Below are 14,102 nucleotides of genomic sequence, written 5' to 3'. Positions count from 1 at the left end.
CGTTCCCGTCACCAGCGCGGCAGACCAAGGAGCACCATGAGAATCCCGGAATCCAGAGGCCCCCTCAGCAACGCCCTGTTCGCACTCCTTGCGCAGGCTCCGGCCGAAGCCGGGACGGGGCTGGACGGGCTGTACCACCTCGCGGCACGGCAGGTGGCCGGCACTAATGACATCATCGGCGACGAGGACATCCAGCTTGCCCTCTTCTGCCTCTACGAGCTCCACTATTCCGGCCTGGCCGGCGTCTCCGACAACTGGGAGTGGGAGCCGGCGTTAATCCGGGTCCGGCAGCTGGTCGAGGCACCGTTTGAGGCAGCCCTCCGTGCTGCCGCGCACCAGGCCGCCGCAGACTTCGAACTGCCTGCCGGTGCCCTGACCAGCGACCAGGTAGCCGACGTCCTGTTCGGCCTCGCAGCCACGGACACCGGGCCCAGCGTCTCCCGCTACGTCGCCAGGAAGGCGGGCGTGGACCAGCTCCGGGAGTTCCTGATCCACAAGTCGATGTACCAGCTGAAGGAAGCCGACCCGCATACATGGGCCATTCCTCGGCTCAGCGGACGGCCCAAGGCGGCCCTGGTGGAAATCCAGGCGGATGAATACGGCGGCGGCCGCCCCGAGCGCATGCACAGCGCGCTGTTCGCCCGGACCATGCGCGGTTTGGGCCTCGACGTCAGCTACGGCGCGTACGTGGATGCCGTCCCCGCTGTCTCCCTCGCGTCCGTCAACCTCATGTCGCTGTGCGGCCTGAACCGGCGGCTCCGGGGTGCCATCACCGGCCACCTGGCGATCTACGAGATGACCTCCTCCCAGCCCAACCGGTTCTACGGCAACGGATTCCGCCGGCACGGTTTCGGCGCGGACGTCACCCACTACTTCGATGAGCATGTGGAGGCCGACGCCGTCCACGAGCAGATCGCAGGCCGGGACCTCGCCGGCGGCCTCGTCGAAGCCGAGCCGGAACTCCTCGCGGACGTCCTGTTTGGGGCCACTGCCGCCATGGCCCTCGACGGCCGGCTGTCCGCCCATCTGATGTCCTCATGGGAAGCCGGGGCATCATCGCTGCGGGCGGCCGTGCCGGCGGCAGCATGACTACGACGAAAGCGGTGCAGGCATGAAACCCGGACAGCATGGAACAGGACCGGACATGGACCAGGAATCCGCCGCGGGCTCCATCGTGGTCTGCCCGGACGGGCCCCTGATCGTCAGGGGTGATTTCGAGATCGTCACCCCATCCGGGGACGCGGTGCCCCGCGACCGCAGGACCGTTGCGTTGTGCCGCTGCGGCGCCTCGGCCATCAAGCCCTACTGCGACGGCACGCACAAGATGATCAAGTTCCGCACCGAGCCGCCCGCGAAGTAGTCCAACAAGCCATTTAGTCCAACAACCTGCCTGCAGCACGCCACGGCCTTGCCCGGACCGGCACGGGCGTACGGCTAGGCTGGAGGCAGTCCGTTTTCCGCCCGCAAGGAGTAATAGGAATGAACCTTTTCATCAAGCTGCTCGGAACCGGGGTGAGCCTCGGCGCAGGCCTGGCCGGCACCAAGCTGGTCAACACCATCTGGGAGAAGACCACCGGGCAGAAAGCCCCCACCGGCAAGAACGAGGATGTCCCCACCAGCCTGCGTTCGGCGTTGACCTTCGCGCTGATCTCGGCGTCGGTCAGCGCCATCATCCAGGTCCTGGCCAACCGCGGCACCCAGCGCGCCATCACCCGCTTCGCCAAGTCGCAGGACATCGTCTAGCTCCCGGCATTACCCGCCGCCGTCGGGGCTGTCTTTCCGGGCAGCCTCGGCGGCGGCTTTTTGCACCACGGCCTCCAGCTCGTCGGCCGTGAGCAGCTCCCGGTGCAGGTGCTTGGTGCGGTACCCCGCGCGGCCCACCATGTGCGCGGACACCGGTACGGTGAGCAGCTGGAAGATCCAGGCAACCATCAGGACAGGCCATACCCACCATGTCCGCATCTGCAGTCCAATAGCCGCCAGCAGCAGGAACAGGCCCAGGACCTGCGGTTTGGTGGCCGCGTGCATGCGGCTCAGCAGGTCGGGGAAGCGGAGCAGGCCGATGGCGGCGCCCAGGGACATGAGCGCCCCCACCACCATGAATACTGCCGAGACGGCGTCGATCCAGCCGTCGGGACCGGACAAGTCAGGATTCATCGGGCTTCACCCTTCGGTCCGCCACAAAACGGGCCACGGTGACGGACCCGATGAAGCCGATGATGGAAATGGCCACCACCAGCATGAGGTTGTTCAGGTGCCGGTTCACGGCCATGTCGATGCACAGGGCTCCGGCCAGGATGGCCAGGAGGACGTCGGCCGCCAGCACCCGGTCCAGCAATGACGGGCCGCGGGCGATCCGCATGATGGCACCGGCCGCAGCAAGCGAGAAGATGACGGCTGTAACAGCCAGGACAACATGCATCACGTGGCGGCCTCCATTCGGACGGCTTCGAGTTCCTCCGGGCTGCCCATGATGCGGATCAGGCCGGCCTCGATGGACCGGACTTCGTTCCGCAGGCCCTCCACGTCCTGCTTGGAGGCGATGTTGAGCGCGTGCAGGTAGAGGGTGGATGTGGAGCGGTCCACCTCGACCACCAGGGACCCCGGGATCAGGGAGATCACGTGGCCGGTGGCGGTGACGATCAGGTCCTGGTGGCTGCGCAGCCTCACCGCAACGACGGCGTTGGTCACCTTGGGGCCGCGGACCGTGGCCAGGTACAGCACCTGGGCGCTGGCCACCACCACTTTGCCCACGAAGGCAAGCGCGAAGGGAACCGCGTAAAGGATGTTGAACCGGCCGCTGAGCTCCACCGGCGGAAGGTAGAACAACCGGGCCACGCCCACTGCCAGCAGGGCACCGAAGAGGAGGTTCCCGGGGCTGAAGTCCTGCCACAGGGCGCCCCAGACAATCACCAGCCAGACCAGGAGAGGCAGTTCCTGGCGCAGGGAGATGCGTTTGCGGCTCATCGCATACCTCCCACGGCAGGCGTGGCGGGAACCGGGACATCAGGGCCCAGGACTGACTGGATGTACGGGGTCCGGTCCAGCATGTCCCGCGCTGCCCGGTCCGAGAGCCCGAACAGCGGCCCGGCAAAGACGGTCAGGGCAACGCCCAGCGCCACCAGGCCCAGGGTGGGGCCCACCATGGTGCGCGGCAGGAGGGTCACGGTGTTCAGCTTGGCGCCCGGTCCCGACACCCGGGCCGGGCTGGCAAGGAGCACCGGATCCGGATGCTCAGCGTCGGTGGGCCTGCGCCAGAACGCGCGGTTCCAGACCCTGGCAACGGCCAGCAGGGTCAGGAGGCTCGTCACCACCCCGCCGATCACCAGGGCGTAGGCCAGTGGCGTGCCCAGCTCAACGCCGGCCTGCATCAGGCCCACCTTGCCGAGGAACCCCGAGAAGGGCGGGATGCCAGCGAGGTTCATGGCCGGAACGAAGAACAGCATCGCCAGCATGGGCGACAGTTTGGCCAGGCCGGCCAGCCGGTCCACGGAGGAACTCCCGCCCCGCCGTTCGATCAGGCCGGTGACCAGGAAGAGGCTGGTCTGGATGGTGATGTGGTGGGCCACGTAGAAAACCGCTGCGGCCAGCCCGGCAACGGAGGACATGGCCAGGCCGAACACCATGTACCCGATGTGGCTGACCAGGGTGAACGACAGGAGCCGCTTGATGTCGCTTTGGGCCAGGGCACCAAGGATGCCCACCACCATGGTCAGCAGCGCCGCCACCATCAGGGGGGTGTTGAGGGTGTCCCCGGGGAACAGCAGGGTCTCGGTCCGGACCATCGCGTACACACCCACCTTGGTGAGCAGCCCGGCGAACACGGCGGTGACGGGGGCCGGCGCCGTGGGGTAGGAGTCAGGGAGCCAGAAGGACAGGGGGAAGACGGCGGCCTTGATGCCGAAGGCCACCAGCAGCATGACGTGCAGCAGGGTCCTGGTGCCCTGGTCCAGGTCCCCGAGCTTGATGGCCAGATCCGCCATGTTCACCGTTCCGGTGGCGCCGTAGACCATGGCTATGGAGATCAGGAACAGCACCGAGGACACCACGGACACCACCACGTAGGTGACGCCGGCGCGGATGCGCGGCCCAGTGCCGCCCAGCGTCATCAGGACGTAGCTTGCCGTGAGCAGGATCTCGAAGCCCACGTACAGGTTGAAAAGGTCCCCGGACAGGAACGCGTTGGACACCCCCGCCACCAGGATCAGGTAGGTGGGGTGGAAGATCGAGACCGGGGCGTCCTGGTCGCCGTCGGCCATGCCCTGCCCGGTGGCATACACCAGCACGGCCAGGCTCACGGCGGAGGACACCACCAGCATCAGGGACGAGAACTGGTCCACCACCATCACGATGCCCCACGGCGGCAGCCAGCCGCCGATGGTCACGGCAGCGGTCCCGCCGTTCCACGCCGATGCCAGCAGGAGGCATTCGAGCGCCAGCGTCAGCGAGAGCAGGGCGATGCTCACCGCGCGCTGGGCCCGGGTATGCCGGATCAGCAGGAAGGTCAGGGCAGCGCCCAGGATGGGAAGTACGACGGCGAGCGGGGCAAAGCTTGCGATGTTCACTTTCCGCCTCCTTCCGGGCCGGAGTCGACGTTGAGTGAGCCGGGCTTTTCCTCCGCGGCAGCGTGTTCGGCGGGCATCTCCCGGCCGCCGGCCACAAGCGTGGCCACCGGCTGGTCCGTTTGCAGATCTGCGTTGTTGTTGGACGCTGCATGGTTTGAGACGTCCCGGCCGTCCGATCCCAGCATGGTGAGCGGGAACTCGGAGGTTTCCGCCGGAATTTCGGCGTCGTCCTCCGCGTCGAAGCTGGGGGTCGCCGCCACGCGGCGGTCTTCCAGGTCGTCCTGGATGTCGTCCTGGCGCGCCAGCAGCCAGGTGCGGTAGATGATGCCGAGCATGAACGCCGTGACGGCGAACGAGATCACGATCGAGGTCAGGATCAGGGCCTGCGGGAGCGGGTCGCTGTAGTCCTGTGCCGGGGTGTCCTTGGCGAACAGCGGCGCCAGTCCTGCATAGCCCCCGGTGGCCAGGATCAGCAGGTTGGTGGCGTTGGCCAGGAGCATCAGCCCCAGCAGCACCCGGGTGAGGCTGCGTTCCAGGATGAGGTAGATGCCGCAGGCATACAGGGCGCCCATGACGATCAGCAGGGTCAGGTTGACGCTCATGCGTGGCCCTTTGCGGTGGTCTCGGCGGGGACGGTGTCGGGCTCCAGCGGGGGTTCCAGGTCCCGTTCAGCTTCCAGTTCCGGCTGCCCGGGGCGGTCGATGTCCGGCTCGTCCTGGTGTGGGGCGGCCGCCGACCGTTCCTCCATGTGCTCGTCAATTTCGGCCCCGAGGCTGCGCAGCACGTCAAGCACCAGGCCCACCACCACGATGTACACCCCGATATCGAAGATCGTGGAGGTGACGAATTTGATGTCCCCGAAGACGGGCAGCCACACCTGGATGATGGCGGACTGGAACACCTGGCCGCCCAGCAGCAGGGGCACCACGCCGGACACGGCGGCCAGGGCCAGGCCGGTGCCCAGCAGCGCGCCAGCGCTCAGTGGCGCCGCCTCCCGCAGTTCGAAGCGTCCGCCGGCCAGGTAGCGGATGGTCAGCGCCAGGCCGGCGGTGAGGCCGCCGGCGAAACCGCCGCCCGGCAGGTTGTGGCCGGCCAGCAGCAGGTAGAGCGAGAAGATGATCATCGAGTGGAAGAGCAGCCGGGTGACCACTTCGAAGATGATGGAGCGCCGTTCGGGGGCCAGGGTGCGGCCCGCGACGATCCAGGGATCCCGGGCTGCGGCTGCGAACCTGCGGCTGATGGCCAGTGCCGCGCCGTCGCGGGAGCCGGGATCCACGCCGTGGGACCGTCCCACCGTGCCCTCGGCAACGGATGCGGACCGCTGCAGCCGGTCGCCGCGCCCGCGTACGAAGATCAGGCTGGCGACGCCGGTGGCGGCAAGCGCAAGGACGCTGATCTCGCCGAAGGTGTCCCAGGCGCGGATGTCCACCAGGGTCACGTTGACCACGTTCAGGCCGCCGCCGCCCTCGTAGGCAAGCTGCGGGAACTGCAGTGATACGGGCAGGGCGGTCCGGGCGCCCATGGCGAAAATGGCCGCGAACACCATGGTGGCGCCGAAACCCAAACCGATGATGACGCGCACCACCCGGTATTTGCCGCCGGTGCGGTCCCGCAGTTCCGGCGGGAGGCTGCGCATGGCAAGGACGAACGCCACCAGGATGATGGTCTCCACCAGCATCTGGGTCAGCGCCAGGTCCGGAGCGCCCTGCAGGGCGAACACCAGGGCGATGCCGTACCCGGTCACGGAGACCATCAGCACAGCGAGGAAGCGTTTGTTCGCCTTGACGGCGGCCAGGGCGCCGATCACGATGCCCACCCCGGCCACAAGCTGCAGCGGGGAGTTGGGATCCACCAGGTAGACGTTCTGCGGCAGGGGGTTGCCGCCCAGGAGGATGGCCGTGAGCGGCAGGACGAACGCCACGCTGAGGATCACGGCAAGGTAGAAGTACAGTGAGCCGCGCTGGGTCCGGCCGGTGATCCAGACGGCCACGTCGTCCAGGGCGCCGATGGTCAGCTGGTAGGCACGGTCGCCGTCCACCCAGGCCGGGACCAGGGACTGGACGCGGGCCACCGCGTTGCGGCCAAGATACATGGCCGCGCCAAGCACGAAGGTGACGGCCGTCAGCCCAAGCGCCGGGGTCAGTCCGTGCCACAGCGCAAGGTGGCCCGCCTGCGCGGCCGGAGTGCCGGCGTCGGGCGCTGTGGAAGCGAACAGCGCCGCGTACGGCTGGATCCAGGCGTCCACCGGCACGGGCCAGAGCCCGTACACGATGGTCAGGACGCTGAGGACGGCAGGGGCGGCGAGGAAGGAGGGCCGGATGGCTTTGAAGGGGATGGGGTCCACGCCGGGTTTGACCGCGAAGGCACCCCACATGAAGCGGGCGCTGTAGGCGAACGTGAGGATTGACCCCACCACCAGCCCAGCCAGGACCACCGTGCCCCACGGTCCGGAGTGCGGGTCCGCGGCGTGGTGCACGAACGCCTCCAGCACGGATTCCTTGGCGACGAAGCCGGCCAGCAGCGGAACGCCCGCCATGGACGCGGCACCGATGCCGGCCACGATGCCCAGCGCACGGGAGGAACGGAAGACCCCTGACAGCTTGCGCACGTCGCGGGTTCCGGACTGGTGATCGATGATGCCCACCACCAGGAAGAGCGTGGCCTTGAAGAGGCCGTGGGCCAGCAGCATGGCAAGGCCCGCCAGCGCGGCGTCGGGCGTTCCCAGGCCCACCGCCATGGTGAGGAAGCCCAGCTGGCTGACGGTGCCGTACGCGAGGATCAGCTTGATGTCGGTCTGCCGCAGTGCCCGGTAGCCGCCCACCAGCATGGTGGCCAGGCCCAGGCCCAGGACCACGGGCTGCCAGTACGCCGTCGCGGAGAATCCCGGAGCGAGGCGCGCCACCAGGTAGATGCCGGCCTTCACCATGGCGGCGGCATGCAGGTAGGCGCTGACGGGGGTGGGCGCGGCCATGGCGCCGGGGAGCCAGAAGTGGAACGGGACCAGCGCGGACTTGGTGATGGCACCCACCAGGATGAGCACGACGGCGGCACCCACCACGGCGCCGGACGGTCCGGACGCCAGTGTGGAAGCCTGCTCCAGGATGCTGGAGATACGGTACGTGCCCGCGGTGTAGCCCAGCATGATCAGGCCCACCAGCATGGCCAGGCCGCCGGCAGTGGTGACCATCAGTGCCTGGAGGGCGGACCGGCGGGCGGCAAGCCTGGTCCGGGCGAAGCCGATCAGCAGGTAGGACAGGATGGTGGTCAGTTCCCAGAAGATGAACAGCAGCAGCAGGTCATCGGCGGTGACCAGCCCGAACATGGCACCAGCGAAAGCCAGCAGCTGGGCGCCGAACTGGCCGAGGTCCTGGTCTTTCCGTTTGAAGTACCGGGCGCAATAAACCAGCACCAGGGCGCCGACGCCAAGCACCAGCAGTGACATCACCCAAGCCAGTGCGTCCATGCGGAAGGCGAATTCCAGGTGGAGGCTGGGGATCCAGTCCAAGGCCTCGGTGACGGCTCCTGACCCTGACCCTGAGTAGACGGGACCGTGCTGGAACACCAGCCAGCCGAAGGAAGCAGCCGGAACGGCAGCCAGCGCGTAAAAGGCGTTGCGGCCCCAGAGCCTGAAGAGGAAGGGCGCGAGGACAGCCACCGAAAAGTGCACGGCAAGGACTGTGATCACTGTATTCTCCGCAACGTCAGGAATTCGATTGTCAAAAGTTGGAGCAGGCGGCAAAAAGTAAGGTCCGGGAGGGCTCAGTTTATCAAGGCCCGTCGGGTGTCTTCCCCCGTCAGCGGCGCCACCGACGGCGGAACCCCGCCGTCAAAGGCCCGTGGTCCCAAGGGTGTTCGCCACCGGCGGATACGATGCATCGTATGAACAGCGCCAGCGCTCCGGGAGCAATGCAGCCTGCCTCGGAACTCGAAGCCGGAACCCGGAACTCCAGCAAGGGCCGCGTACTGGCCTGGGCTTCCTGGGACTGGGGCTCGGCGGCCTTCAACGCAGTGATGACCACCTTTGTCTTCACCGTCTACCTGACGTCCAAGGCTTTCGGCGGCGAGGACAGTGCCTCGGCGGTCCTGGGCGCCGCACTTGCCGTTGCCGGGTTCGCCATCGCCCTGCTGGCGCCCGTCACGGGCCAGCGTTCGGACGCGGGGGGCCGGCGGAAGCTGTGGCTGGGAGTCAACTCGGCCGCCGTCGCCATCCTGACGGCCCTGTGCTTCTTCGTATTCCCCCGCCCGGAATTCCTGCTCCTCGGGGTATCGCTGATCGCCCTGGGCAACGTGTTCTTTGAATTTGCCGGCGTGAACTACAACGCCATGCTGGCCCAGGTCTCCACGCCGCAAAACATCGGAAAGGTCAGCGGCCTGGGTTGGGCAGCCGGCTATCTTGGCGGCATCGTGGCACTCCTGATCGTCCTGCAGCTGTTCGTCCAGCCGGCCTTTGACTGGTTCGGCGCGTCCACCCGGGACAGCCTCAACATCAGGCTCGTTGCCGTCTTCTCCGCCCTGTGGTTCTTCGTCTTCGCCCTCCCCGTCCTGTTTGCCGTCCCCGAACTGCCCCGGTCCGCACAGGCGGGCCGCCTGGGCTTTTTTGCCAGCTACGGGCTGCTGTTCCGGCGCATCAAGGCGATCTATGCCACCAGCCCGCACACCATCTACTTCCTGCTGGCCAGTGCCGTGTTCCGTGACGGACTGGCCGCCGTCTTCACGTTTGGCGGCATCATCGCTGCCGGTACCTTCGGCTTTGCCCTGTCCCAAGTGATCTTCTTCGCCATTTTCGGAAACGTGGTGGCTGCCGTCGGGGCGGTCATTGGCGGATTCCTGGACGACAAGGTGGGCCCCAAAGCTGTCATCACCGGGTCCCTGGCGGGCCTCCTGGTCGCCGGGTCGGCGATCCTGGCCCTGGGCAACGGGGACTATGTCTTCTTCGGCATGCAGTGGGCCGGGACCACCACGTTCTGGGTATTCGGGCTCTTCCTCTGCCTGTTCGTCGGGCCTGCCCAGTCCTCCTCCCGCGCATACCTGGCCCGGCTCGCGCCGCACGGCGAATCCGGGGAGCTGTTCGGCCTTTACGCCACCACCGGACGGGCCGTCAGCTTCCTGGCGCCGGCGCTGTTCACCCTCTGCATCACCGTGGCCACCCCCCTGGTGCCGGCCGGGCAGGCACAGCGGTGGGGGATCCTGGGCATCATGGTGGTCCTCCTGGCAGGGCTCGTGGTGCTGCTACCGGTGAAGTCGCCGGCCAAGGCACCCATCGCCGTGGTCCCCGCCGCCTGAAAACACCTTCCGGGCCACGTTCCAGGCCCCGGCCAAGTGTTGCCAGGCAGACTAGGCTTGACCTATGAACGTGGACGAAACCAACCTTCCCGGCCTGGGCCGCCGGAAGGATTTCATGACCGCCTCCGGACGCCGCATCGGTGTCGTGGAGCGGCGGGAAGGCCAGACGGAACTCATCGTTTCCACCTGGGACGACCCCGACACCTGCCAGGCTTCCATTCCGCTCACCAGCGACGAAGCCGCCACCCTGGGCAACCTCCTCGGCGGCACGCACCTGGCAATGAAGCTCGCGGAAGAGCACAAGGACGTTCCCGGGATTGTCACCCGGCAGTTCTCCATCGCCGCGGACTCCCCGTTCCAGAACCAGCCCATGGGCAAGGCCTGCATCCGCACCCGCTGCGGCGTGTCGATCGTGGCCATCATGCGCGAGGGCGAGGTGCTGCCGTCGCCCGGCCCCGACGTCGTGCTGCACCCCGGCGACCTGCTGGTGGCTGTGGGTACCCAGGAAGGCCTCGACTCAGCGGCCGATATCCTGCGCCACGGCTAAGCCCTATGGACCCGTTGGCCCTGACCCTCATTGAACTGGGGGCCGTTGTGTTCTGCCTGGGGCTGCTGGCCAGGCTGGCCGGACGGATCGGAATGTCGCCCATCCCGCTCTACCTGCTGGGCGGATTGGCTTTTGGTGCGGGCGGCATCGTCAAACTGGAAGGCATGCACGAGTTCGCACATCTCTCCGGCGAGATCGGCGTCATCCTGCTGCTGCTTATGCTGGGACTGGAATATACGGCGTCTGAGCTCTTCACCGGCCTGCGGCGCTCGTGGCAGGCCGGCGTCCTGGACCTGGTCCTTAACTTCCTGCCCGGCGCGGGACTGGCCCTGCTCCTGGGCTGGGGCGGCGTGGGCGCCATGGTCATGGGCGGCGTCACGTACATATCCTCGTCCGGCATCGCCGCCAAGGTCATCACCGACCTCGGCCGGCTGGGAAACCGCGAGACACCAGTGGTGCTGTCCATCCTGGTGTTCGAGGACCTGGCCATGGCCGTCTACCTGCCCATCCTCACGGCAACGCTCGCGGGAGTAAGTTTCCTGGGCGGGCTCACCGCGGTGGGCATCGCCCTGGCGGTGGTCACCATGGTCCTCATGGTGGCGCTGCGGCACGGGCACCATGTTTCCAAGGCGGTGCACAGCGAAAATTCCGAGGTCTTCCTGCTCAACGTCCTGGGGGCCGCCCTGCTGGTGGCGGGGGCGGCATCGGCAATGCAGGTCTCCGCAGCCGTGGGGGCCTTCATGCTGGGCATCGCAATCTCGGGTTCCACGGCCCACAACGCCACCCGGATCCTTGAACCCCTGCGCGACCTGTTTGCCGCCATCTTCTTTGTGGCGTTCGGACTCAACACGGACCCGTCATCCATTCCCCCGGTCCTTGGCTGGGCCCTGGTCCTTGCGGCGGCCACCACCGCCACCAAGATGGCCACCGGGATTTGGGCCGCCAAACGCGCCGGCATCGCCAGGCCCGGCCGGTTCCGCGCCGGCGCCGCGCTGGTGGCCCGCGGCGAATTCTCCATCGTGATCGCCGGCCTGGCCGTTGCATCGGGAGTGGTCCCGCGCGAGCTGGCGGCGCTGGCTACGGCCTACGTGCTGCTGATGGCGGTGCTGGGCCCGCTGGCCGCACGCTACGTGGAACCGCTGGCCAGGCCGTTTATCCGGAGGCCGGCCGTCGCCCCGCAGCTCTAGGCGCTGGAGGCGCGCCGGCGGCCGTGCCGGTTCTGCCGGACACTGCCGCAGCTGAACGCTGGTGCGGCTAAATGCTGGTGCGGTGGAAGTTGAGGTGGCTGCGGCTTGCGGTCGGGCCGCGCTGGCCCTGGTACCGGTTGCCGTATTCGCCCTGGCCGTAGGGGTATTCCGCGGCCGAGCTGAGCCGGAAGAAGCACAGCTGCCCGATCTTCATCCCCGGCCACAGCTTGATGGGCAGCGTGGCCATGTTGGACAGCTCCAGGGTGACGTGGCCGGAAAATCCGGGGTCGATGAAACCTGCGGTGGAGTGCGTGAGCAGGCCCAGGCGGCCCAGGGATGATTTGCCTTCCAGGCGGGCCGCGATGTCGTCGGGCAGCGTCACGGTTTCATAGGTGGAACCCAGGACGAACTCCCCCGGGTGCAGGATAAAGGCCTCGTCCTGCTCCACTTCCACCAACCTCGTCAGCTCAGGCTGCTCCTGCGCGGGATCGATGTGCGCGTACTTGTGGTTGTCGAACAGGCGGAAGAACTTGTCGATCCGGACATCCACGGACGACGGCTGGACCATCGCAGGATCGAACGGTTCCAGCACGATCCGCTGGGAATCAATTTCGGCACGAATGTCGCGGTCAGAGATCAGCACCGTCCCAAATTACCGTATCGGTTATCCACAGCCGCACTTTCCCGTTGTTGCTGTGGCCTCGTGGGGCTAATGTTGCGAATGAAAGCCGCCGGAATGGTCTCCCGGATGGCGTAACAGGGCTGGGGATGTTTGTGAATAAATTGGTGGCACCCTCTTTTATTGGCGTGCTCTGTGCGTGGGCACTGGTCTCTTCGTCGGCAGCAGCGCCTCCCGCGCCGCTGCCGTTCAGCCAGGCGGATTCGGCTGGCATCTCGCTGGCGGCTCCCGTGGTTCGGGGCGGAACATCCGTCGATGGTGACGGTTCCGCAGGACGCCTCACCCCTGCCGTGGACCCGGACATCCGGGTGGCCTCGCCCCTGCCGGCGGCCACAGCCACGCCAACTGCAGCGTCCGCGCCTGTGACAGCCGCTCCTGCAACTACTGCGCTTGTGCCCTCCACGGAAACGTCACCGGTGGCATCACCAACTGCCGTTCCGGCGGAGCCCGCACCCCGGACGGTGTCCATCCCTCCGTTGTGGGCGCCGGACCAGGAACTGGCTTCGCCGCCGGCCACCCGGCTGGCCACCCCTGAGTCCGGCACCGCGCTTCCCTCCACGGAGGCACTGGTCCCGGACTCGAATGCTGCAGCCGTCCTCACCGTGTTCACCAGGATCAACGAATACCGGGTGGCCAACGGCCTGAACAAGGTCAAGTACCACCCCACGGTGGCCGGCATGTCGCAGGAATGGTCGGACAGCATCGCCGGCCGTGACGTGATCGAGCACCGGGCAAGTTTCTGGACCGATCCCCGCGCCCTCAGCCCCAACAACGGCGCCGGCGAGGTGATCGCCATCCGTACCGACCGCGACGCCGCCCAGCTGGTGGAATGGTGGAAGGGGTCACCGGGCCACAACGCCATGCTCCTCGATCCACGGTTCAACGTGATGGGTGCCGGCATTTCCTACACCAACTCCACCTACCAGATCTGGGGCGTGGTGAACTTCTTCGGCTACACCACGCTGCCGGCGGGGACCCTGGATTCCCCGGGCGGCCCGGGATCAGGGGACGCTTTCCCGCCGCCGGCGCCTAGCCTGTGCGATGCACCCGCCAAGCACATGCCGCCCACGCTTAATCGCGCCGCCGCCGCGATCACAGGCCCGGCCGACATCGTGTCCGTCGACTCCGCGGGGCAGCTGCTGGACAGGGCATCCACCGGACCCCGCACCTATGCTCCGGCCAGGGTGATCGGCTCAGGGTTCAGCGGAGCGAAGGAAGTCTTTGTCACGGACTGGGACCGTGACGGCACGTATGACGTCCTCACCCAGTGGACCGGCGGCGACCTCACTCTGCACCGGGGCATCGCCGGGGGTGGGTTCCAGGCCGCCATCACTCTCGGTAAGGGCGGCTGGAACACGCTGACCCTGGCCGTGGGCGGCTGGTGCGCCAACAACCGGATGCCCCAGATCCTGGCCCTGGACGGGGCCGGGAACCTGTTCCTCTACGCCAACAAGGGCACCGGCGATATCGCGGAGCGGGCCACCGTTGCCACCGGTGTTTACGCTTCCCGGCTTTCGATGGTGGACTATGACGCCGATGGCTTCCAGGACGTGCTGGCGCTGAAAGCGGACGGCAGCGTGCAGCTCTACCGCGGGTGGGGCACCACCGCACTCCGTGCAGAGACGCGGCCCACCGTGGCCACCGGCTGGACGGACGTTACGGGAATCCGGGCGCTGCGCAACGTCACTGGGCTGAACTCCACGGGCGTGGCGCTCCGCCGCGCCAACGACACCGTGCAGTACTGGGACCTGACCGCGGGAAGCCTTGCCTCGCCGTCGAACCTTGCCGGACCCTGGACCGGGCAGCGCCTGGCCCAGTAGGCCGGGACTGCCGGCATGGGC

At 67.5% G+C, this 14,102-nt stretch carries 14 protein-coding genes; 7 read left to right on the top strand and 7 right to left on the bottom strand.

Going from position 1 to position 14,102, the window contains the following annotated elements:
- Nucleotides 1-36 precede the first annotated feature (36 nt).
- The 3 genes from ACV095_RS01475 to ACV095_RS01465 all read left to right on the top strand — a co-directional run bounded on the left by ACV095_RS01475 (nucleotide 37) and on the right by ACV095_RS01465 (nucleotide 1,743).
- The gene (locus ACV095_RS01475; protein ID WP_478222754.1) at nucleotides 37-1,089 is read left to right on the top strand and encodes an iron-containing redox enzyme family protein; all 1,053 of its coding nucleotides are present in this window, start codon (nucleotides 37-39) and stop codon (nucleotides 1,087-1,089) included.
- Nucleotides 1,090-1,144: 55 nt separating this feature from the next.
- The gene (locus ACV095_RS01470; RefSeq protein WP_144600106.1) at nucleotides 1,145-1,360 is read left to right on the top strand and encodes a CDGSH iron-sulfur domain-containing protein; all 216 of its coding nucleotides are present in this window, start codon (nucleotides 1,145-1,147) and stop codon (nucleotides 1,358-1,360) included.
- A gap of 119 nt (nucleotides 1,361-1,479) precedes the next feature.
- Nucleotides 1,480-1,743 carry a DUF4235 domain-containing protein gene (locus ACV095_RS01465; RefSeq protein ID WP_018769977.1) on the top strand — a complete coding sequence of 88 codons (264 nt, stop codon included), beginning with the start codon at nucleotides 1,480-1,482 and terminating at the stop codon, nucleotides 1,741-1,743.
- A 9-nt stretch (nucleotides 1,744-1,752) separates the two neighbouring features.
- Here ACV095_RS01465 and mnhG read toward each other — a convergent pair whose 3' ends face one another.
- Genes mnhG through ACV095_RS01435 form a run of 6 tightly spaced genes read right to left on the bottom strand, consistent with a single transcriptional unit; the run spans nucleotide 1,753 to nucleotide 8,250 of the window.
- Nucleotides 1,753-2,157, bottom strand: coding sequence for a monovalent cation/H(+) antiporter subunit G (mnhG, locus tag ACV095_RS01460; RefSeq protein WP_478222753.1), 405 nt, complete (start codon nucleotides 2,155-2,157; stop codon nucleotides 1,753-1,755).
- Nucleotides 2,147-2,422, bottom strand: coding sequence for an MrpF/PhaF family protein (locus ACV095_RS01455; RefSeq protein WP_018769975.1), 276 nt, complete (start codon nucleotides 2,420-2,422; stop codon nucleotides 2,147-2,149). Before ACV095_RS01455 ends, mnhG begins: the two co-directional genes overlap by 11 nt.
- Nucleotides 2,422-2,967 carry a Na+/H+ antiporter subunit E gene (locus tag ACV095_RS01450; RefSeq protein ID WP_018769974.1) on the bottom strand — a complete coding sequence of 182 codons (546 nt, stop codon included), beginning with the start codon at nucleotides 2,965-2,967 and terminating at the stop codon, nucleotides 2,422-2,424. Before ACV095_RS01450 ends, ACV095_RS01455 begins: the two co-directional genes overlap by 1 nt.
- Nucleotides 2,964-4,565 (bottom strand): Na+/H+ antiporter subunit D, encoded by a 1,602-nt coding sequence (locus ACV095_RS01445; protein WP_134165010.1) that lies wholly within the window; start codon nucleotides 4,563-4,565, stop codon nucleotides 2,964-2,966. The genes ACV095_RS01450 and ACV095_RS01445 overlap by 4 nt, the downstream gene beginning before the upstream one ends.
- Nucleotides 4,562-5,167, bottom strand: a complete 606-nt coding sequence (locus ACV095_RS01440; protein ID WP_268002122.1) for a Na(+)/H(+) antiporter subunit C — start codon at nucleotides 5,165-5,167, stop codon at nucleotides 4,562-4,564. The genes ACV095_RS01445 and ACV095_RS01440 overlap by 4 nt, the downstream gene beginning before the upstream one ends.
- A complete protein-coding gene (locus tag ACV095_RS01435; RefSeq protein ID WP_223992901.1) occupies nucleotides 5,164-8,250 on the bottom strand; it encodes a Na+/H+ antiporter subunit A in 3,087 nt (1,028 codons plus the stop codon). The genes ACV095_RS01440 and ACV095_RS01435 overlap by 4 nt, the downstream gene beginning before the upstream one ends.
- A 194-nt stretch (nucleotides 8,251-8,444) precedes the next feature.
- On the opposite strand from ACV095_RS01435, the gene ACV095_RS01430 reads away from it, so the two are divergent.
- The 3 genes from ACV095_RS01430 to ACV095_RS01420 all read left to right on the top strand — a co-directional run bounded on the left by ACV095_RS01430 (nucleotide 8,445) and on the right by ACV095_RS01420 (nucleotide 11,582).
- A complete protein-coding gene (locus ACV095_RS01430; RefSeq protein ID WP_478222752.1) occupies nucleotides 8,445-9,848 on the top strand; it encodes an MFS transporter in 1,404 nt (467 codons plus the stop codon).
- A 64-nt stretch (nucleotides 9,849-9,912) separates the two neighbouring features.
- On the top strand, nucleotides 9,913-10,395 hold the full coding sequence (locus ACV095_RS01425) for a cation:proton antiporter regulatory subunit (protein WP_018769969.1): 483 nt from the start codon (nucleotides 9,913-9,915) through the stop codon (nucleotides 10,393-10,395).
- A 5-nt stretch (nucleotides 10,396-10,400) separates the two neighbouring features.
- Entirely contained in the window at nucleotides 10,401-11,582 is a 1,182-nt protein-coding gene (locus tag ACV095_RS01420) for a cation:proton antiporter (RefSeq protein ID WP_026265881.1), read from the top strand.
- A gap of 67 nt (nucleotides 11,583-11,649) precedes the next feature.
- On the opposite strand, the gene dcd is transcribed toward ACV095_RS01420, so the two are convergent.
- Complete coding sequence (dcd, locus tag ACV095_RS01415; protein ID WP_018769967.1) at nucleotides 11,650-12,225, bottom strand: dCTP deaminase; 576 nt, start codon at nucleotides 12,223-12,225, stop codon at nucleotides 11,650-11,652.
- Nucleotides 12,226-12,350: 125 nt separating this feature from the next.
- Here dcd and ACV095_RS01410 point away from each other — a divergent pair, with 125 nt between their 5' ends.
- Nucleotides 12,351-14,081, top strand: a complete 1,731-nt coding sequence (locus ACV095_RS01410) for a CAP domain-containing protein (RefSeq protein WP_478222751.1) — start codon at nucleotides 12,351-12,353, stop codon at nucleotides 14,079-14,081.
- Nucleotides 14,082-14,102: the final 21 nt, after the last annotated feature.

The organism is Arthrobacter sp. JDC6 (genome assembly GCF_056484025.1).
This window is presented reverse-complemented; position numbering and strand designations above follow the sequence as displayed.